General features: G+C 61.3%; 16 protein-coding genes. 13 read left to right on the plus strand and 3 right to left on the minus strand.

Annotated elements, in window-relative coordinates; translation table 11 throughout:
- Positions 1-16: 16 nt before the first annotated feature.
- From pilW to ACF6ZU_RS17985, 9 genes are all read left to right on the plus strand, one after another.
- Positions 17-775 (plus strand): type IV pilus biogenesis/stability protein PilW, encoded by a 759-nt coding sequence (gene pilW, locus ACF6ZU_RS17945; protein ID WP_392885600.1) that lies wholly within the window; start codon positions 17-19, stop codon positions 773-775.
- A complete protein-coding gene (locus ACF6ZU_RS17950; protein ID WP_392885602.1) occupies positions 775-1,833 on the plus strand; it encodes a RodZ domain-containing protein in 1,059 nt (352 codons plus the stop codon). The genes pilW and ACF6ZU_RS17950 overlap by 1 nt, the downstream gene beginning before the upstream one ends.
- A 3-nt stretch (positions 1,834-1,836) precedes the next feature.
- Positions 1,837-2,946, plus strand: coding sequence for a flavodoxin-dependent (E)-4-hydroxy-3-methylbut-2-enyl-diphosphate synthase (gene ispG, locus ACF6ZU_RS17955; protein ID WP_007903603.1), 1,110 nt, complete (start codon positions 1,837-1,839; stop codon positions 2,944-2,946).
- A gap of 23 nt (positions 2,947-2,969) precedes the next feature.
- Positions 2,970-4,259, plus strand: a complete 1,290-nt coding sequence (gene hisS, locus ACF6ZU_RS17960) for a histidine--tRNA ligase (protein ID WP_392885605.1) — start codon at positions 2,970-2,972, stop codon at positions 4,257-4,259.
- 42 nt (positions 4,260-4,301) lie between these two features.
- On the plus strand, positions 4,302-4,943 hold the full coding sequence (locus tag ACF6ZU_RS17965; RefSeq protein ID WP_392885607.1) for a tetratricopeptide repeat protein: 642 nt from the start codon (positions 4,302-4,304) through the stop codon (positions 4,941-4,943).
- On the plus strand, positions 4,936-6,087 hold the full coding sequence (bamB, locus tag ACF6ZU_RS17970; protein WP_392885609.1) for an outer membrane protein assembly factor BamB: 1,152 nt from the start codon (positions 4,936-4,938) through the stop codon (positions 6,085-6,087). The genes ACF6ZU_RS17965 and bamB overlap by 8 nt, the downstream gene beginning before the upstream one ends.
- Before the next feature lie 234 nt (positions 6,088-6,321).
- On the plus strand, positions 6,322-7,791 hold the full coding sequence (gene der / locus ACF6ZU_RS17975; protein ID WP_008025521.1) for a ribosome biogenesis GTPase Der: 1,470 nt from the start codon (positions 6,322-6,324) through the stop codon (positions 7,789-7,791).
- A 227-nt stretch (positions 7,792-8,018) separates the two neighbouring features.
- Entirely contained in the window at positions 8,019-9,167 is a 1,149-nt protein-coding gene (locus ACF6ZU_RS17980) for a pyridoxal phosphate-dependent aminotransferase (RefSeq protein WP_392885612.1), read from the plus strand.
- Positions 9,155-9,946 (plus strand): amidohydrolase, encoded by a 792-nt coding sequence (locus tag ACF6ZU_RS17985; protein WP_392885614.1) that lies wholly within the window; start codon positions 9,155-9,157, stop codon positions 9,944-9,946. Before ACF6ZU_RS17980 ends, ACF6ZU_RS17985 begins: the two co-directional genes overlap by 13 nt.
- Positions 9,947-10,138: 192 nt before the next feature.
- On the opposite strand, the gene leuA is transcribed toward ACF6ZU_RS17985, so the two are convergent.
- From leuA to xseA, 3 genes are all read right to left on the minus strand, one after another.
- Positions 10,139-11,818, minus strand: a complete 1,680-nt coding sequence (gene leuA / locus ACF6ZU_RS17990; RefSeq protein ID WP_392885616.1) for a 2-isopropylmalate synthase — start codon at positions 11,816-11,818, stop codon at positions 10,139-10,141.
- Positions 11,819-12,263: 445 nt separating this feature from the next.
- A complete protein-coding gene (locus tag ACF6ZU_RS17995) occupies positions 12,264-13,085 on the minus strand; it encodes a peptidoglycan DD-metalloendopeptidase family protein (RefSeq protein WP_392885618.1) in 822 nt (273 codons plus the stop codon).
- Positions 13,086-13,088: 3 nt separating this feature from the next.
- Positions 13,089-14,468 (minus strand): exodeoxyribonuclease VII large subunit, encoded by a 1,380-nt coding sequence (gene xseA, locus ACF6ZU_RS18000; RefSeq protein ID WP_392885620.1) that lies wholly within the window; start codon positions 14,466-14,468, stop codon positions 13,089-13,091.
- Positions 14,469-14,650: 182 nt separating this feature from the next.
- Here xseA and ACF6ZU_RS18005 point away from each other — a divergent pair, with 182 nt between their 5' ends.
- From ACF6ZU_RS18005 to guaA, 4 genes are all read left to right on the plus strand, one after another.
- Positions 14,651-15,418: a sulfite exporter TauE/SafE family protein gene (locus tag ACF6ZU_RS18005; RefSeq protein WP_392885623.1), complete on the plus strand. Its 768-nt coding sequence runs from the start codon at positions 14,651-14,653 to the stop codon at positions 15,416-15,418.
- Between the two features lie 163 nt (positions 15,419-15,581).
- On the plus strand, positions 15,582-16,130 hold the full coding sequence (locus ACF6ZU_RS18010; protein ID WP_392885624.1) for a sugar ABC transporter ATPase: 549 nt from the start codon (positions 15,582-15,584) through the stop codon (positions 16,128-16,130).
- A 231-nt stretch (positions 16,131-16,361) separates the two neighbouring features.
- Positions 16,362-17,831 carry an IMP dehydrogenase gene (gene guaB / locus ACF6ZU_RS18015; RefSeq protein ID WP_008042411.1) on the plus strand — a complete coding sequence of 490 codons (1,470 nt, stop codon included), beginning with the start codon at positions 16,362-16,364 and terminating at the stop codon, positions 17,829-17,831.
- 100 nt (positions 17,832-17,931) lie between these two features.
- On the plus strand, positions 17,932-19,509 hold the full coding sequence (gene guaA, locus ACF6ZU_RS18020; protein ID WP_392885625.1) for a glutamine-hydrolyzing GMP synthase: 1,578 nt from the start codon (positions 17,932-17,934) through the stop codon (positions 19,507-19,509).
- The last annotated feature ends 15 nt before the right edge of the window (positions 19,510-19,524 follow it).

The following is a 19,524-nucleotide window of genomic DNA, read 5'->3' on the forward strand; positions in this document are numbered from 1 at the left end:
TCAAGAGAGGATCTCTATGTCCCTGCGCTTCGCGCTGCTTGTGCTGTTGGCCAGTCTTTGTGCTGGCTGCGTCCTGTCGGGCGATTACAACCCGATGAAGACCAGCAAGGGCCGCGATGAGGCGCGTGTTGCCTACGTGCAACTGGGGCTGGGCTACCTGCAGCAGGGCATGACCGAGCGCGCCAAGGTTCCGCTGAAAAAAGCGCTGGAACTGGACAGCTCGGACCCCGACGCCAACGCGGCGCTGGGGCTGGTGTTCCAGGCCGAGATGGAGCCGGAGCTGGCGGACGAACACTTTCGCAAGGCGTTGTCTTCCCGTCCCGGCGATGCGCGCATCCTGAACAATTACGGCAGTTTTCTTTTCGAGCAGAAACGTTACAAAGAGGCTTACGAGCGCTTTGAACAGGCCGCCGCCGATACCCTGTATCCTGAGCGTTCACGGGTGTTCGAGAACCTGGGCATGACCGCTTCGAAGCTTGGTGAGCGTGATCTGGCCCAGCAACAACTGGAAAAAGCCCTGCGTTTGAATCGTCAGCAACCCCGTGCATTGCTGGAAATGGCTGAGTTGTCTTACGAAGACAGGCATTATGTGCCCGCGCGTGACTATTACGACCGTTTTAGCCTGCTCACCGAGCAAAATGCACGTAGTCTATTGCTCGGCGTTCGGCTGGCAAAAGTGTTCGATGATCGCGACAAGGCCGCCAGTTTTGGCCTGCAACTAAAACGACTCTATCCCGGTACGCCGGAATATCAGCAATACCTGTCGGAGCAATGATGAAAGCGGCGCATCCCGAAGTTGTAGCAGCGAATCGCGTTAACCCCGGTGAGACTTTGCGCCAGGCCCGCGAAAGCAATGGCTGGTCGCTGGCCGAAGTGGCCCTCAAGCTCAACCTCACCGTCAATTCCCTGAGCAATCTTGAAGCCGGCGCTTTCGACAAGCTGCCTGGGCATACCTTTGCCCGCGGTTACATTCGCGCCTACGCCAAATTGCTCGGCATGGACCAGACCGTTCTGGTTCAGCAGTTCGACCAGTCCACTGGCACCGACTCCCAGGGCAGCAGCGTCCACAGCCTGGGTCGTATCGAAGAGCCGGTCCGGGTTTCCCACACCATTTTGCGAATCGTCAGCCTGTTGCTGCTGATTGCCGTGATCGGCGGTGGTTTTGTCTGGTGGCAGGATCAAACCTCGCTGCGCACCAAGGACCTGACCAGCCTGAGTCCGGAACACGTTGAAGTCGAAGGCGCCGACGGCACCACCCAGATTCATCCGCTGGACGAGCCGGAAGACCAGGCTGTCGCGGAAGGTCAGGCCGAAGGCTCGACCGCGCTCGCATTGCCGCAAGCCGAGTCGTCGACCGAAGCTCCGACCGAAGCGGAAGCCACTGCGCCAGCCGCCGCACCGACTGCCCCGGCACCTGCTGCACCGGCGCACAGCGCTGCACCGGTCGCGCCGACGCCAGCTGCCCCGGCACACAGCGCCGCGCCTGTAGTGGCGACTCCGGCGCCGACGGCTCCGGTGGTGTCGACTCCGCCTGCCACCGCATCGGTCACGCCGACCATTCCTGCTCCGGCAGCGGCTGCACCGGCGGCTGGCCAAGGCCAGGTTCAACTGCAATTCACCGCTGATTGCTGGACGCAAGTCACCGACGGCACTGGCAAAGTGCTGCTCAGTGGCCTCAAGCGTAAAGGCGAAAGCGTAAGCCTCAGCGGCAAGCCGCCGTTTGCCGTGCGCCTGGGCTTCGCCCGTGGCGCTCAGGTCAGCTACAACGGCCAGGCGGTCGATGTCGCTCCGTTCACCAGTGGCGAGACTGCTCGCCTGAAGTTGGGTCAATAAGTCATGCACGGCGAATCTCCAATCAAGCGTCGCGAATCCCGGAAAATCTGGGTCGGTAACGTGCCTGTTGGCGGCGATGCGCCCATCGCTGTGCAGAGCATGACCAACAGCGACACCAATGACGTTGCTGCCACTGTCGCCCAGATCAATCGTCTGGAAGCCGCCGGTGTCGACATCGTGCGGGTTTCCGTCCCGGACATGGACGCCGCCGAAGCCTTCGGCAAGATCAAGCAACTGGTCAAAGTGCCGTTGGTGGCCGACATCCATTTCGACTACAAGATCGCGTTGCGCGTCGCCGAACTGGGCGTGGATTGCCTGCGGATCAACCCGGGCAACATCGGTCGTGAAGACCGCGTGCGCGCGGTGGTCGATGCCGCCCGTGATCGCGGGATTCCCATCCGTATCGGCGTCAACGCCGGTTCCCTGGAAAAAGACCTGCAAAAGAAATACGGCGAGCCGACCCCGGCCGCGCTGGTCGAGTCCGCCTTGCGTCACGTCGAGCACCTTGAACGCCTGAACTTCCAGGACTTCAAGGTCAGTGTGAAAGCCTCCGACGTGTTCATGGCCGTCGCCGCTTACCGCTTGCTGGCCAAGGAAATCGTCCAGCCGCTGCACCTGGGCATCACCGAAGCCGGTGGTTTGCGTTCAGGCACGGTGAAATCCGCCGTGGGCCTCGGTATGCTGCTCGCCGAAGGGATTGGCGATACTATCCGCATTTCGTTGGCGGCCGACCCGGTCGAGGAAGTGAAAGTCGGCTACGACATTCTCAAGTCCCTGCACCTGCGTTCCCGTGGCATCAACTTCATCGCCTGCCCGAGCTGCTCGCGGCAGAACTTCGATGTGGTCAAGACCATGAACGAGCTGGAAGGGCGTCTCGAAGACCTGCTGGTGCCGCTGGATGTCGCGGTCATCGGTTGCGTGGTCAACGGGCCGGGCGAAGCCAAGGAAGCCCATATCGGCTTGACCGGCGGCACGCCCAACCTGATTTACATCGACGGCAAGCCGTCGCAGAAACTGACGAATGACAATCTGGTGGATGAGCTTGAACGCTTGATCCGCCAGAAAGCGGCCGAAAAGGTCGAAGCCGACGCTGCCGTCATCGCGCGTGGCTGATCGAACGAATTTAAGGATTTAATGTGAGCAAGTCTCTGCAAGCCATTCGTGGCATGAACGACATCCTGCCCGAGCAGACCCCGCTGTGGCGTCACTTCGAAGGCACCGTTTCGCGTCTGCTGGATAACTACGGTTACAAGCAGATCCGCATGCCGATCGTCGAGTTCACCGAGCTGTTCAAGCGCTCCATCGGTGAAGTCACCGACATCGTCGAAAAAGAGATGTACACCTTCGAAGACCGCAACGGCGATTCGCTGACCCTGCGTCCCGAAGGCACGGCTGCGTGCGTGCGTGCGGTGCTGGAACACGGCATCACCGGCGGCGGCCAGGTGCAGAAACTCTGGTACATCGGCCCGATGTTCCGCCACGAACGTCCGCAGAAAGGCCGTTATCGCCAGTTCCACCAGATTGGTGTCGAGGTGTTCAACCTCGATGGTCCGGACATCGACGCCGAGCTGATCGTGCTGACCTGGCGCCTGTGGGGCGAGCTGGGCATCCGTGATGCGGTCAAGCTCGAACTCAATAGCCTGGGCACCAGCGAGTCCCGTGGTCGTTATCGCGAAGCGCTGGTCGAGTTCCTGTCCGCTCACCTGGACAAGCTCGACGAAGACAGCCAGCGTCGCCTGAAGACCAACCCGCTGCGGGTTCTCGATACCAAGAACGCCGACACTCAGGCGATCCTGGTCGACGCGCCGAAAATGGCCGACTACCTCGACGACGAATCCCGCGCGCACTTCGAGGGCCTCAAGGCTCGCCTGGACGCTGCCGGCATTCCTTATTTGATCAACCCGAAGCTGGTGCGCGGGCTCGATTACTACAGCAAGACCGTTTTCGAATGGGTCACCGACAAGTTGGGCGCTCAAGGCACCGTGTGTGCCGGCGGTCGTTACGACGGTCTGGTGGAGCAGATGGGCGGCAAGCCGACCCCGGGCGTTGGTTTCGCCATGGGCATCGAGCGCCTGGTGCTGCTGCTGGAAACCCTGGAGCAGATCCCGGAAGAGATCTCCCGTCAGGTCGACGTCTATCTCTGCGCCTTCGGCGAGGCTGCCGAACTGGCCGCCCTGACGTTGAGCGAGAAGGTTCGCGATCAATTGCCCAACCTGCGCCTGCAGATCAATGCCGGCGCCGGCAGCTTCAAAAGCCAGTTCAAGAAGGCCGACAAGAGCGGTGCGCTGTATGCGCTGATCCTCGGTGACGACGAAATGGCCCAGCAAGTGGTAGGTTTCAAACCCCTGCGTGGCCAGGGCGAACAACAAAGCATTGCCTGGGATGCGCTTGCTGCACACCTGGCCACCTGCGTCGTGCAGGGTTGAAGCTGTCTTAAACAGCCGATTTAGCGATTAAGGAGTATTGGGGTGTCGAGTACCGAAGACGAACAGCTGGCGGATTTGAAGGACTGGTGGACACGCAACGGCAAGCCCCTGGTCACTGGCGGCCTGTTGGCGCTGGTCATCGTGTTCGGCTGGCAGGCCTTTCACAAGTATCAGAGCAATCAGTCGCAAAGCGCCTCGATTCTCTATCAGCAATTGCTCGAAACCACGCTGACGCCTGATGGCAAGCCTGATGCCGCCCGTGTTTCGGACCTGGCCGGCAAGCTCAACAGCGAGTTCGGCGGTACTGCCTACGCGCAATACGGCAGCCTGTTCGTGGCGAAAGTCGCGGTCGACAGCGGCAAGCTGGACGACGCCGCCACCGAGCTGAAAGCCATCGTTGCCAAACCGGCCAACCCGGCGCTGGGCGAAATCGCCCGTCAGCGCCTGGCACAGGTACTGGGCGCGCAGGACAAGGCCGACGAAGCCCTGAAACTGCTCGAAGGCGATGCGGATAAAGCCTTCCTCGCCACCCGCGAAGAATTGAAGGGCGACCTGCTGGTGCAGCTGGGTCGTACCGACGAAGCGAACGCTGCGTATCAAAAAGCCAAGGCGGCACTGTCGGATGAAGCGGCAGTCGGTGGCCTACAAATCAAGCTGGACGACCTGGCCAAAGGGGATGCGTGACGTGATCCGTTGGAAACATGCAGCATTGCTGGCTCTGGCCGTATTGGCCGCGGGTTGCAGCAGCAACAGCAAAAAAGAATTGCCGCCTGCCGAGCTGGTCGACTTCAAAGAAGAAGTGGTCCTGCACAAGCAGTGGAGTCGTTCGATCGGTGACGGTCAGGGCGAAACCTACAACATGCTGGTTCCGGCGATCGATGGCGATACCATTTACGCCGCCGACGTCACTGGCGTGGTGATGGCGATGGATCGCAGCAACGGCGACGTCAAATGGAAGAAAGATCTTGAGTTGCCTGTTTCCGGCGCCGTTGGCGTAGGTTATGGCCTGCTCGTGATCGGTACGACCAAGGGCGAAATCGTTGCCATGGACGCCATCAACGGTGAAGAGAAATGGCGCGCTCGCGTGTCCAGCGAAGTTCTCGCGCCGCCAGCCAACAACGGTGACGTTGTCGTGGTGCAGACCCAGGACGATCGTCTGATCGGTCTGGATGCCGCTACCGGCAGCCAGCGTTGGTTGTATGACAGCACGCCTGCGGTCCTGACCCTGCGTGGCACCAGTGCGCCGATCGTGACCAACCGCCTCGCGGTGGCTGGCCTGTCGACCGGTAAAGTGGTCGCTCTCGATATTTCCAACGGCGTGCCGGTGTGGGAACAGCGTGTTGCTATCCCGCAAGGTCGTTCGGAGCTGGAGCGCGTTGTCGACATCGACGGCGGTCTGCTGCTGTCCGGCGGTACCTTGTACGTCGCCAGCTACCAGGGGCGCGTTGCGGCACTGGACCTGGAAAGCGGTCGTCAGCTCTGGCAGCGTGATGCTTCCAGCTATGCCGGCGTTGCCCAGGGTTTCGGCACGGTTTACGTGAGCCTGGCTTCGGGCACCGTTGAAGGCGTCGACGAGCGTTCCACCACAGCCTTGTGGAGCAACGACTCGCTGGCTCGCCGTCAACTGTCGGCTCCGGAAGTGTTCTCCAGCTATGTTGCAGTCGGTGACATGGAAGGCTATGTGCACCTGCTGAGCCAGGTGGACGGTCGTTTCGTCGGCCGCGAACGCATCGACAGCGACGGCCTGCGTGCCCGTCCGCTGGTGGTGGGTGACACGATTTATCTGTATGGCAACAGCGGCAAACTGGAAGCCCTGACCATCAAGTAACGACTATGCTTGGGGTTTAACCCCCAAGCGGCTTCACTGTGGATATTAATGTGGGAGCGAGCCTGCTCGCGATGGACGTCAAAAATAACGTTGGTGTCCTGGAAAAACGCGGTGCCATTGCTTTTTTCGCGAGCAGGCTCGCTCCCACAAAAAACACGCTGTGATTGCCCCGAGCACCAGCCGCTGCCTCGCAGCGGCTTTTGTATTTTCTGAAATAACGAAGTGGAGAGCCGCATGGTTCCCGTAATCGCCCTGGTGGGCCGACCGAACGTCGGCAAGTCCACCTTGTTCAACCGCCTGACCAGGACTCGCGACGCCATCGTCGGCGACTTGTCCGGTCTGACCCGTGATCGCCAATACGGTGAGGCCAAGTGGCAAGGGCGTTCCTACATTCTGGTCGACACCGGCGGTATCTCCGGTGACGAGCACGGTATGGACGAAAAAATGGCCGAGCAGTCGCTGCTGGCCATTGAAGAAGCCGATGTCGTTCTGTTCCTGGTAGATGCCAAGGCCGGCTTCACCGCCGCCGACCAGATGATCGCCGAGCATTTGCGCAAACGTAACAAGCGTTCCTACGTGGTTGCCAACAAGGTCGACAACATCGACCCTGAAATGGCCCGCGCCGAATTCGCTCCGTTGGGCATGGGCCACGCGATCCCGATCGCCGGTGCCCACGGCCGTGGCATCACCCAGATGCTGGAAATCGCCCTGAGCGACTTCCCTAAAGACGAAGAAGAGCTGGAAGAAGGCGAGGAAGAGGACGTTGCCGAAGGCGAGGAAGCCAAGCGCATTCCTGGCCCGAGCGAAAAAGACGGGATCAAGATCGCCATCATTGGCCGTCCGAACGTCGGCAAGTCGACCCTGGTCAACCGCATGCTCGGTGAAGACCGGGTCATCGTGTACGACCAGCCCGGCACCACCCGCGACAGTATCTACATCCCGTTCGAGCGTAACGACGAGAAGTACACGCTGATCGACACCGCCGGTGTGCGCAAGCGCGGCAAGATTCACGAAGAAGTTGAAAAGTTCTCCGTGGTCAAAACCCTGCAGGCGATCAAAGACGCCAACGTGGTGATCTTTGTCATGGACGCCCGCGAAGGCGTGGTGGACCACGACCTCAACCTGCTGGGCTTCGCCATTGAGTCGGGTCGCGCGCTGGTTATCGCGATCAACAAGTGGGACGGCATGACGCCGAGCGAGCGGGACTTCGTGAAGGTCGAGCTGCAACGTCGACTGTTCTTCGTTGACTACGCCGACATCCACTTCATCTCGGCGCTGCACGGCACGGGCGTGGGCAACCTCTACGCTTCCGTACAGAACTCGTTCAAGTCTGCGGTCACCCGCTGGCCGACCAACCGCCTGACCCAGATCCTGGAAGATGCGGTTGGCGAGCACGCGCCACCGATGGTCAACAACCGCCGGATCAAGCTGCGTTACGCTCACCTGGGTGGCGCGAACCCGCCGATCATCGTGATTCACGGTAACCAGATCGAGAAGGTGCCGAAGTCTTACGTCCGTTACCTCGAGAACACTTACCGCCGTGTCCTGAAGCTGGTCGGTACGCCGATCCGCATCGAGTTCAAAGGCGGCGAGAACCCGTACGAAGGCAACAAGAACTCGCTCACCGACCGTCAGGTCAACAAGAAGCGTCGCTTGATGTCGCACCACAAGAAGGCCGACAAGAAGCGCCGCGACAAGCGCTGATTCAAGGCTTGCCCGACTCCCGTGGGAGCGAGCCTGCTCGCGAATGCAATTTGCCAGTCAACGTTTATGTCGACTGACACACCGCTTTCGCGAGCAGGCTCGCTCCCACAGGGGCGGAGTAGAGAAGAAGGGCGCCACTGGCGCCCTTTTTTTATGGGCGCCGGATGGGCTATCCTCGGGCTCTCCCGCGCCGCCGTTAGAGCCGGGTGTAGAGCAGGGAATCACCGATGATCACCAGTAAGTTGCCGAATGTCGGCATCACTATCTTCACTCAGATGTCTCAACTCGCGGCGCAGACCGGGGCGATCAACCTGTCCCAGGGTTTTCCCGATTTCAATGCCCCGCAAGCCCTGTGCGATGCGGTCGGCCGGCACATCGCCAACGGCCATAACCAGTATTCGCCAATGACCGGCCTGCCGGCGCTGCGTCAGCAAGTGGCGGCGAAAATCGCCCGCAGCTACGGCGTCAACGTCGATGCCGATCACGAAGTGACCATCACCCCCGGTGCCACCCAGGCGATCTTCTGTGCGATTCAGGCGGTTATCCACAGCGGCGACGAAGTGATCGTGTTCGATCCCTGCTACGACAGTTACGAGCCGTCCGTGGAACTGGCCGGAGGCCGCTGCGTGCATGTGCAGCTCGGGCTGAACGATTTCTCCATCGACTTCCAGAAACTGGCCGAGGCCATTACCCCGCGCACGCGGATGATCGTGCTGAACACGCCGCACAACCCGAGCGGGGCGCTGATCAGCCGCGCCGAACTCGATCAGTTGGCAGACCTGATCCGTGATCGCGATATCTACCTGGTCAGCGACGAAGTCTACGAACACCTGGTGTTCGACGGTGTGCCTCACGTCAGCGTGCTCAATCACGAAGAGCTGTATCAGCGCGCCTTCGTGGTCAGTTCCTTCGGCAAGACCTATCACGTCACCGGCTGGAAAACCGGCTACGTGGTCGCGCCACCGGCCCTCACGGCAGAGCTGCGCAAGGTTCACCAGTACGTGAGTTTCTGTGGCGTGACGCCGCTGCAATTTGCCTTGGCCGATTTCATGGCCGAGCACCCGGAACATGTGGAAGAGCTGCCGGGCTTCTATCAGGCCAAGCGCGATCTGTTCTGCGACTTGCTGGCCCCGTCGCGCTTCAGTTTCAGTCGCGTAGCTGGCACCTATTTCCAGTTGGTCGATTACTCGCAGATCCGTCCGGACCTAAACGACGTCGAGATGGCGCTGTGGATGACCCGCGAACACGGCGTGGCGAGCATTCCGATTTCGGTGTTCTACCAGACGCCGCCCGAAGGCCAGCGCCTGGTGCGCCTGTGCTTTGCCAAACGCGAGGAGACCCTGCGTGAAGCAGCGGAAAAACTATGCGTGATCTGAGTGCGTTGCCGAACCTGAACGTTGCATTGATCCAGACCACTTTGGCCTGGCATGACCGTCAGGCCAACCTGGAGCATTTCGAGCAGTTGCTGGAACAGGCTCGCGGTGCGGACCTGATCATCCTGCCGGAGATGTTCACCACCGGCTTCTCGATGGAATCAGAAACCCTCGCCGAGGCGGAAAACGGCCCCACCAGCAAATGGCTGCGTGTGCAGGCTGCGCAACTCGACGCGGTGATCACCGGCAGCATCATCGTTCAGGCGGCTGACGGCAGTCACCGCAATCGCCTGTTGTGGGCGCGTCCGGATGGCGAAGTCTGGCATTACGACAAGCGTCACCTGTTCCGCATGGCCGGCGAGCACAACCACTACACCCCCGGCGAGCGCCAGGTGCAGTTCGAGCTTAAGGGCTGGCGAGTACGCCCGCTGATTTGCTACGACTTGCGTTTCCCGGTGTGGAGCCGCGACGCCCAGGACACCGATCTGCTGCTGTACACCGCCAACTGGCCGGGGGCGCGGCGTCAGCACTGGAATCGGTTGCTGCCGGCTCGGGCGATCGAGAACCTGTGCTATGTGGCCGCCGTGAACCGCATCGGCACCGACGGTAAAGGCTTTGCCTACACCGGCGACAGTCAGGTGCTGGATTTCCAGGGCGAGACCTTGCTCAGCGCCGGCGAAGCCGACGGAGTGTTCCAGGTCGTGCTGAATGCGGCCGATCTTCAGGCGTATCGCACGCGTTTTCCGGCGAATCTGGATGCGGATACGTTCGAGTTCACCTGAGATTTTCGCTGCCTGACAGGGGCCCATCGCCAGCAAGCCGGCTCCTACAGTCGACCGAGTTGTTCTGACCGGCGCGGTCAACTGTAGGAGCCGGCTTGCTGGCGATGGGGCCGGGACAGACAACACAAAAACAGCAGGCAAAAAAAGGCCCCAAGGTTCGCACCTTGGGGCCTTTTGCATTTCAGCGACCGCTTACGCCGCTTTCGCTTCCGGCTGGCTCAGCGAGCGGTTCAACGCGCTGAACAGGGCCTTGAAGCTGGCGGTGGTGATGTTTTCATCGATACCCACGCCATGCACCGCGCGCTCACCGTTCACGCGCAGCTCGATGTAGGCCGCCGCCTTGGCGTTGGTGCCCGCGCCGATCGCGTGTTCGTTGTAGTCCATGATCTCCACCGGAATCGGCAAACCGGCCACCAGCGCTTCCAGCGCGCCGTTGCCTTTGCCGCGCCAGTGCAGGTTGGTTTCGCCCTGACCTTTGCTGGCCACTTCCACTTCGACGGCGCTGTTGCCGTTTTCTTCCTGCAGGCGATGGCTGACCAGCGCGTATGGGGTGTTGGCCTGCAAGTACTCGCTGTGCAGCAAGGCGTGGATCTGCTGGGCGGTCATTTCCAGGCCCAGGCGATCGGTTTCACGCTGCACGACCTGGCTGAACTCGATCTGCATGCGGCGCGGCAAGCTGATGCCGTACTCCTGTTCCAGCAGGTAGGCGATACCGCCTTTGCCCGACTGGCTGTTGACGCGGATCACCGCCTCGTAGCTGCGGCCGATGTCGGCCGGGTCGATCGGCAAGTACGGCACTTCCCACAGGGCGTCCGGTTTCTGCTGGGCGAAGCCCTTGCGGATGGCATCCTGGTGGGAGCCGGAGAATGCGGTGTGCACCAGGTCGCCAACGTACGGGTGACGTGGGTGAACCTGGATCTGGTTGCACTCTTCAACGACTTTGCGCACGCCGTCGATGTCGGAGAAGTCCAGCTCAGGGTGAATGCCCTGGGTGTAAAGGTTCAGTGCCACGGTCACCAGGTCGACGTTGCCGGTGCGCTCGCCATTGCCGAACAGGCAGCCTTCGACACGGTCCGCGCCAGCCATCAGGCCGAGCTCGGTGGCGGCCACGCCAGTGCCACGGTCGTTGTGGGTGTGCAGGCTGATGATCACGCTGTCACGACGGTTGATGTGACGGCCGAACCATTCGATCTGGTCGGCGTAGATGTTCGGGGTTGCGCATTCGACGGTGGCCGGCAGGTTGAGGATCACCTTGTGCTCAGGCGTCGGGTTCCAGACTTCGATGACTGCGTCGCAGACTTCCTTGGCGAATTCCAGCTCGGTGGCGCTGAAGGTTTCCGGCGAGTATTCGAAGGTCCACTCGGTGTCCGGCTGCATCGCGGCGTATTTGACGAACAGCTTGGCCGCGTTGACCGCGATGGCCTTGATCCCGTCCTTGTCCTGGTTGAAGACAATGCGGCGGAAGGAAGGGGAGGTCGCGTTGTACAGGTGAACGATGGCTTTCTTCGCCCCACGGAGGGATTCGAAGGTGCGCTCGATCAGGTCTTCACGGCCCTGGGTCAGCACCTGGATGGTGGTGTCGTCAGGGATGTGGTTGCCTTCGATCAGGGTGCGAACGAAGTCGAAGTCGGTTTGCGAAGCGGCCGGGAACGACGCTTCGATTTCCTTCACGCCGACCTGCACCAGGGTTTTCCAGAAGCGCAGTTTCTTGACCGCGTCCATCGGCTCGATCAGCGACTGGTTGCCGTCACGCAAGTCGGAGCTGCACCAGATCGGCGCGGCGGTGATGGTCTTCGACGGCCAGGTGCGGTCCGGGATGTCGATGGTCGGGAACGCGCGGTATTTCGAAGACGGGTCTTTGAGCATGCTCATCGGGAAATCCTTATTGTGTGGGCCGAAAAAAGGCGGCCTGCCGGTGGATCAACTGTTCTTGGGAAAAGCGTGGGACGAGGCGTCGCGATTCAGCCCGGCAGTCGTGCGCTGACGAGGCACAGGCTGCGGTGCTGGCGAAGCTGAATGAGGGTGTGAGAGGTTTTCATGCCTTCAACCCTAACCGCGAGGGTGAAGGATGGCAAGCAGTCGGAAAAAATTGAGAGAAGTTCTGCTTTTGGCGGGTTTTGCGAGATTTAATCGCGCTGGATGCCCGATGATCCAGAACTGATTGCGGCGATGGTTGAAGGTCGGCAATTGAAGGTTGGGGGTGATGCGACTATTGCTATCGCGAGCAGGCTCGCTCCTACAGTGGATCTGCGGTGTGTCACAGATCCCCTGTAGGAGCGAGCCTGCTCGCGAAGAGGACAGCAGCCTCAGCGACGATTCAAGGCTGAAACGCGCCAATAAAGATCGCCGGATCCACCCGCGCGTCATTCAGGCTGATGTTCCAGTGCATATGCGGCCCCGTCGCCCGTCCGGTCGAGCCCACTTTGCCCACCACGCCACCGCGAGCCAGCTGCTGCCCGACCTTCACATCGATCTTCGACATGTGGCAGAACATGCTGATAAAGCCCTGCCCGTGGTCGACGAACACCGTGTTGCCATTGAAGAAATAGTTGCCGATCAAAATCACCTTGCCCGCCGCCGGGGTCTTGATCGGCGTGCCGGCGCCCACGGCGAAATCCAGCCCCGAGTGCGGATTGCGCTCTTCACCGTTGAAGAACCGGCGCACCCCGAACTTGCTCGACAGCGGCCCGTTGACCGGTTTGTCCAGCAGCAGGTTGCTCGGCGTATTCGGGCTGAACGTGCGATAGGCGGCAATCTGCTCGGCCAGTTCGCGCTCGATGCGCTTGAGATTCTCCGGGTCCGGATTGACCTGCTGGGTGTTTTTCAAGGTGATGCGCTGTTCCGGGTACTTCTTGTTGCCGACACTGAAACTCAAGGTACGGCCACCGCTGCTGATGGACTGCGTCCCCGGCTTGACCGTGAGCGGTACCCCGACAATCGCCAGCCAGTTGTTCTGTTCCTTGACCACCAGCACTGGTTTGCCTTGATAACTGGCTTTCGGCGCCTGGGCAGCGGCGCCCAGGTCCACCACCGCCACGCCGCCCGGCACCGGTTTGTTCAACAGGCGAGTGATGTAGCTGTCGGCGTGGGCGTTGAAGGTCAGGCACAGCAACAGCAGCGGAGCTAGAAAACGCGGCATGGATCAATCCAGTAAAGAAAGGGTGACGGGCGTCAGGTGATTGTCTTCGACCCGCACTTGCAGTTCGCCTTCACCCAGTTTGGCTTTGAGGCGCTGGCCGTTGTGGGTTTGCGCGGCGTTGCGGATCGCGTTGCCGCGCTCGTCCAACAGAATGCTGTAGCCACGGGCGAGGGTCGCCAGCGGGCTGACCACCTGCAGCGTCTGCACCTGGCTTTGCAGTTGCAGGCGCCGGGATTTGAGCCCTTCGCGGATGGCCCGGGGCAGGCGTTCGGCGAGGCTGTCGAGGCGCTGGCGCAGCATCGCCAGTTGCCGTCCCGGATGTTGCCCGGCGAGGCGGGTTTCCAGGCGGATCAACCGTTCGCGACGGGTGTTGAGGCTGCGTTCGAAGGCGCGGCGCATGCGCATGTCCAGATCATCCAGACGCTGCGCTTGCTGGCGCAGGCGTTCGCCGGGATGGCGCAAGCGGCGGGAGATGCCTTCCAGGCGCAGGCGATCACGCATCAGGCGGTCGCGCATGCGCATCACCAGCCGGCGATGCAGGCTTTCGACCCGACGCACCAGGTCGCTGGAGTCCGGCGCGAGCAGTTCGGCGGCGGCGGACGGCGTCGGCGCGCGAACGTCGGCCACGAAGTCGCTGATCGATACGTCGGTTTCATGGCCGACGGCGCTGACAATCGGCGTCACGCAAGCGTCCACGGCACGGGCCACGGCTTCTTCGTTGAAGCACCAGAGGTCTTCCAGCGAGCCACCGCCACGGGCCAGGATCAATGCATCGAAACCACGGGCGTCCGCCAGTTTCAGCGCGCGGACAATCTGCGCCGTGGCTTCGCGGCCCTGGACTGCAGTGGGGATCAGCGTCAACTGCACCTGCGGCGCACGGCGGCGGAACACGCTGATGATGTCGCGGATCACCGCGCCGGTCGGCGAGCTGATGATGCCGATGCGCTGCGGATGCGCCGGCAGCGGCACTTTGCGCTCGGCGCTGAACAGGCCTTCGGCGCTCAGTTTTTCCTTCAGCGCATCGAAGGCCAGGCGCAGCGCGCCATCGCCGGCCGGCTCCACGGTATCGAGAATCAGCTGATAGTCGCCGCGCCCCTCGAACAGCGAAACCTTGCCACGCACCTTGACCGCCAGGCCGTCCTTCAGCGCCTGTCGCACCCGCGCGGCGTTCTGCCGGAACAGCGCGCAACGCACCTGGGCGCCGCTGTCCTTGAGGGTGAAATACACGTGGCCGGACGCCGGGCGGGCGAGGTTGGAGATTTCGCCTTCGACCCAGATATTGCTGAACACGTCTTCGAGCAACACCCGCGCGCGGCCGTTGAGCTGGCTGACAGTCAGGACTTCACGGTCCAGGCCGAGTCTTGCAAAGGGATCTTTAATCATGGGGCGCAGTTTAAAGGCATTCTCCAACCGAATGCACGATCCCCTGTAGGAGCGAGCCTGCTCGCGAAAAACCTGAGAACAGCTCGGAGTGCCAGGCATCCCGCGTTATCGTTAACGTCCATCGCGAGCAAGCTCGCTCCTACAGGGGTAGAGTCTGCTTCGGGAATCATGGATGACTGGGGATGAATGTGTTCGAGCTGATGAATCAATGGCCATTTGGCGGGGTGGACTGGCTGGTGATCGGGGCGGCCATCGCCCTGGCCTATATCGTGTTTGGCGTCGCCGGCTTCGGCACCGCGCTGGTGGCGGGGCCGATTCTGATCCTGTTCATGCCGCTGTCGAAGATCGTGCCGTTGCTGGTGCTGCTGGATTTCGTCGCGGCGTTCGGCAATCTGCTGCCGTCACGCCGGGACGTGGCCAAACCTGAATTGCTGCGGCTGCTGCCGTGCATGGCGGTGGGGTGCACGCTGGGGGTGATTTTCCTGCTGAACCTGCATTCTGACGTCTTGCTGCTGTTGATGGGGCTGTTCATCAGCGCCTACGCGATTTACAGCCTGTGGGTGAAAGCCCGACCAACGCAGTTGTCGGCTGCCTGGGCGGTGCCGATGGGTACGGTTGGCGGGATGTTCGGGGCGTTGTTTGGCAGCGGTGGCTTTCTGTATGCCATTTACCTGAACAGCCGGTTGTCGAAAGACGCGGCGCGGGCGACCCAGAGCGCGCTGATCAGTTGCAGCACCGTGGTGCGCCTGAGCCTGTTTGCTGTCGCGGGTGTTTATGCCGAGCTACCCTTACTGGTGTTGGCGTTGTGTCTGTTGCCGGCCATGGCGCTGGGGTTGTGGATCGGTCGGCGGCTGACCATGCGATTGTCCCGCGAGGCGTTTGTGCGGCTGGTGACCTGGCTGGTGCTGGCCAGCGGGATTGCGTTGATCGGGCGGTATTTGAGTGCTTGACCTCAGCGTGTCAGGGATTAAGCTGCCGCCCGCCAAACCTTGTGGGAGCGAGCCTGCTCGCGAATGCGTCCCGTCATCCAGCACAGATGGCGACTGATGCACCGCCTTCGCGAGCAGGCTCGCTCCCACAGGTTAATTACTCAGCATTTGCAGGCTTGCACCCATGAACTCCCAAAGCATCATCGTCCCGAAAATCTCCACGCTGCCGGTGCACGAACCCCGGGCCCGGGCGGTCGTGCGCTGGCTGGTGCGCAAGAACATCATCAAGGAAGAGCTGACCACCTGCGGCCGTACCGGCAACCGCATGGGCCACGCGATCGCCGACGGTGCCCGCGCCGTGGTGCTGCACCCGGAAGCGCTGCCGTTCGGCGAAGCGATCAACGGCCTCGAGATCGTGACCAAGCGCTGCATCTACACGCCGGCCAAGGGTTTCCTGGGGGAGGCGGGCTGCGCCGAGTGCCGCAAGGAAGTCGGTGAAGCGCTGTTCGAAAGCCTGGAAGACTGGATGCCGGGGCGCACCGATAACTTCACCTGCCCGGAATGCGGGCATGAAGACGACATCAATGGCTTTCTGTTTTTGCAGGAATGCGGGTTTTCCAACCTGGGGTTCATCTTCAACAACTGGGCTGAAGCCGGGTTCAAGCAGAGCTTTATCGATGAGTTCGCCGATTGGCTGGATCAGCCGGTGAGTTGGGTGAAAGTCGAACTCTGATTGCCCTGTAGGAGCGAGCCTGCTCGCGAAAAACCTGAGATCACCTCGGGGTGCCAGGCATCCCGCGTCATCGTTTACGACCCTCGCGAGCAAGCTCGCTCCTACAAAGGATTTGTGGGCAAATTCTTCCGTCGATCACTACGTCGATAATAGACAGAGTTTTACATTGAACAGGAGGGGGTGTCTGACTATAATGGCGCGCTTCCATTTTCCCGCTCGGGAGCCCCCGCGATGCTGCGTATCAGCCAAGAAGCTCTGACATTCGACGACATTCTCCTAGTGCCCGGTTATTCCGAGGTACTTCCTAACGAAGTCAGTCTCAAGACCCGCCTAACCCGTGGCATCGAGCTGAACATTCCTCTGGTTTCTGCTGCCATGGACACCGTCACTGAAGCCCGTCTGGCAATCGCCATGGCTCAGGAAGGTGGCATCGGCATCATCCACAAGAACATGACCATCGAGCAGCAAGCTGCCGAAGTGCGCAAGGTCAAGAAGTTCGAAGCCGGCGTGGTCAAGGACCCGATCACCATCGAGGCTGACGCCACGGTTCGTGATCTGTTCGAACTGACCCGCATGCACAACATTTCCGGCGTTCCGGTACTGCACGATGGCGACCTGGTCGGCATCGTCACTTCCCGTGACGTACGCTTCGAAACCCGTCTGGAAGCCACCGTACGTGAAGTGATGACGCCTAAAGAGCGTCTGGTCACCGTCCGCGAAGGCGCCAACAAGAACGAAGTCCGCGAGCTGCTGCACAAGCACCGCCTGGAAAAAGTCCTGATCGTCGACGACAAGTTTGCCCTCAAAGGCATGATGACCGTCAAAGACATCGAAAAAGCCAAGGCTTACCCGCTGGCCAGCAAGGACGATCAAGGTCGTCTGCGCGTAGGCGCTGCGGTCGGCACCGGTAAAGACACCGGTGACCGCGTTGCCGCCCTGGTCAATGCCGGCGTTGACGTGGTGGTGGTCGACACCGCTCACGGTCACTCCAAAGGCGTGATCGACCGCGTTCGCTGGGTCAAACAGAATTTCCCTGAAGTGCAGGTCATCGGCGGCAACATCGCCACCGGCGCTGCTGCCAAGGCCCTGGCCGAAGCTGGCGCCGACGCGGTCAAGGTCGGTATCGGCCCTGGCTCGATCTGCACCACCCGTATCGTCGCCGGTGTCGGCGTCCCGCAAATCAGTGCCATCGCCAACGTCGCCGCTGCCCTTGAAGGCACTGGCGTTCCGTTGATCGCCGACGGCGGCATCCGTTTCTCCGGTGACCTGTCCAAGGCCATCGTGGCCGGTGCTTCCTGCGTGATGATGGGCTCGATGTTCGCCGGTACCGAAGAAGCGCCGGGCGAGATCGAACTGTTCCAGGGTCGTTCGTACAAGGCTTACCGCGGCATGGGTTCGCTGGGCGCCATGTCCCAGGCTCAAGGTTCCTCCGACCGTTACTTCCAGGACTCCTCCGCGGGTGCCGAGAAGCTGGTTCCGGAAGGCATCGAAGGGCGTGTTCCGTACAAGGGCACCCTGAGCGCGATCATCCATCAACTGATGGGCGGCCTGCGTTCCTCGATGGGCTACACCGGCAGCGCCGACATCGAAGAAATGCGCACCAAGCCTGAGTTCGTGCGGATCACCGGCGCAGGCATGGCCGAGTCCCACGTCCACGACGTACAGATCACCAAAGAAGCGCCAAACTACCGCGTAGGTTGAAGCTTCAAGCAAAACGTTAAGTAACCCGGGGCTGTTCGATTCAGCCCCGAGTTGTTTCTGAATCACGACTGTTTCTGAATTACTTAGACGAGACTGAATCATGGCCCTCGACATTCACGCCCACCGCATCCTGATCCTCGACTTCGGTTCCCAGTACACCCAGCTGATCGCCCGCCGCGTGCGTGAAATCGGCGTGTACTGCGAACTGCATCCGTTCGACATGGACGACGAAGCGATTCGCGAATTCGCTCCAAAAGGCGTCATTCTCGCCGGCGGCCCGGAATCCGTGCACGAAGCCAACAGCCCTCGCTGCCCGCAAGCGGTGTTTGACCTGGGCGTGCCGGTCTTCGGCATCTGCTACGGCATGCAGACCATGGCCGAGCAACTGGGTGGCAAGGTCGAAGGTTCCGAACTGCGTGAATTCGGTTACGCCCGTGTCGACGTGGTCGGCAAGAGCCAGCTGCTGGACGGCATCGAAGACCACATCGACGCCGATGGCCTGTTCGGCCTCGACGTGTGGATGAGCCACGGTGATAAGGTCACCAAGATGCCGCAGGACTTCCACATCCTGGCCAGCACCCCGAGCTGCCCGATCGCCGGCATGTTCAACGATGACCTGCGCTACTACGGCGTGCAGTTCCACCCGGAAGTGACCCACACCAAGCAGGGCGGTCGCATCCTGTCGCGCTTCATCCTCGACATCTGCGGCTGCGAAGCCCTGTGGACGCCGTCGAAGATCGCTGAAGACGCCATCGCCCAGGTTCGCGCCCAGGTCGGCACCGACAACGTCTTGCTCGGTCTGTCCGGCGGCGTTGACTCCTCGGTGGTTGCCGCGCTGCTGCACAAGGCCATCGGCGACCAGCTGACCTGTGTCTTCGTCGACAACGGCCTGCTGCGTCTGCACGAAGGCGAGCAAGTGATGGCCATGTTCGCCGAGAACATGGGCGTCAAGGTGATCCGCGCCAACGCCGAGGACCAGTTCCTCGACAACCTGGCCGGCGAAAGCGACCCAGAGAAGAAGCGCAAAATCATTGGCCGCACCTTCATCGACGTATTCGATGCCCAGTCCAACAAACTGGACAACATCAAGTACCTCGCCCAGGGCACCATCTACCCGGATGTGATCGAGTCGGCTGGCGCGAAAAGCGGCAAGGCCCACGTGATCAAGTCGCACCACAACGTGGGCGGCCTGCCGGAAGAGATGAACCTGAAGCTGGTTGAACCGCTGCGCGAACTGTTCAAGGACGAAGTCCGTCGTCTGGGCCTGGAACTGGGCCTGCCGTACGACATGGTCTACCGTCACCCGTTCCCGGGCCCGGGCCTGGGCGTGCGGATCCTTGGTGAAGTGAAGAAGGAATACGCCGACCTGCTGCGTCGCGCCGACCACATCTTCATCGAAGAACTGCGCAAGGCCGACTGGTACCACAAGGTCAGCCAGGCGTTCGTGGTGTTCCAGCCAGTGAAATCGGTCGGCGTTGTTGGCGATGGCCGTCGTTACGCCTGGGTCGTGGCCCTGCGTGCCGTGGAAACCATCGACTTCATGACCGCGCGTTGGGCTCACCTGCCTTACGAACTGCTGGAAACCGTATCCGGCCGCATCATCAATGAAATCGAAGGCATCTCCCGCGTGACTTACGACGTGTCGAGCAAGCCGCCAGCGACCATTGAGTGGGAATGATCCAGGTCTACACCC

The organism is Pseudomonas migulae (genome assembly GCF_043225285.1).
Lineage (GTDB): Bacteria > Pseudomonadota > Gammaproteobacteria > Pseudomonadales > Pseudomonadaceae > Aquipseudomonas > Aquipseudomonas migulae_C.

Bases quoted from the DNA above. Each gene is read 5' to 3' on its own strand.
- pilW (WP_392885600.1), top strand. From the start codon at position 17: ATGTCCCTGCGCTTCGCGCTGCTTGTGCTGTTGGCCAGTCTTTGTGCT.
- ACF6ZU_RS17950 (WP_392885602.1), top strand. From the start codon at position 775: ATGAAAGCGGCGCATCCCGAAGTTGTAGCAGCGAATCGCGTTAACCCC.
- ispG (WP_007903603.1), top strand. From the start codon at position 1,837: ATGCACGGCGAATCTCCAATCAAGCGTCGCGAATCCCGGAAAATCTGG.
- bamB (WP_392885609.1), top strand. From the start codon at position 4,936: ATGCGTGACGTGATCCGTTGGAAACATGCAGCATTGCTGGCTCTGGCC.
- der (WP_008025521.1), top strand. From the start codon at position 6,322: ATGGTTCCCGTAATCGCCCTGGTGGGCCGACCGAACGTCGGCAAGTCC.
- ACF6ZU_RS17980 (WP_392885612.1), top strand. From the start codon at position 8,019: ATGATCACCAGTAAGTTGCCGAATGTCGGCATCACTATCTTCACTCAG.
- ACF6ZU_RS17985 (WP_392885614.1), top strand. From the start codon at position 9,155: ATGCGTGATCTGAGTGCGTTGCCGAACCTGAACGTTGCATTGATCCAG.
- leuA (WP_392885616.1), bottom strand. From the start codon at position 11,818: ATGAGCATGCTCAAAGACCCGTCTTCGAAATACCGCGCGTTCCCGACC.
- ACF6ZU_RS17995 (WP_392885618.1), bottom strand. From the start codon at position 13,085: ATGCCGCGTTTTCTAGCTCCGCTGCTGTTGCTGTGCCTGACCTTCAAC.
- xseA (WP_392885620.1), bottom strand. From the start codon at position 14,468: ATGATTAAAGATCCCTTTGCAAGACTCGGCCTGGACCGTGAAGTCCTG.
- ACF6ZU_RS18005 (WP_392885623.1), top strand. From the start codon at position 14,651: ATGAATGTGTTCGAGCTGATGAATCAATGGCCATTTGGCGGGGTGGAC.
- ACF6ZU_RS18010 (WP_392885624.1), top strand. From the start codon at position 15,582: ATGAACTCCCAAAGCATCATCGTCCCGAAAATCTCCACGCTGCCGGTG.
- guaB (WP_008042411.1), top strand. From the start codon at position 16,362: ATGCTGCGTATCAGCCAAGAAGCTCTGACATTCGACGACATTCTCCTA.
- guaA (WP_392885625.1), top strand. From the start codon at position 17,932: ATGGCCCTCGACATTCACGCCCACCGCATCCTGATCCTCGACTTCGGT.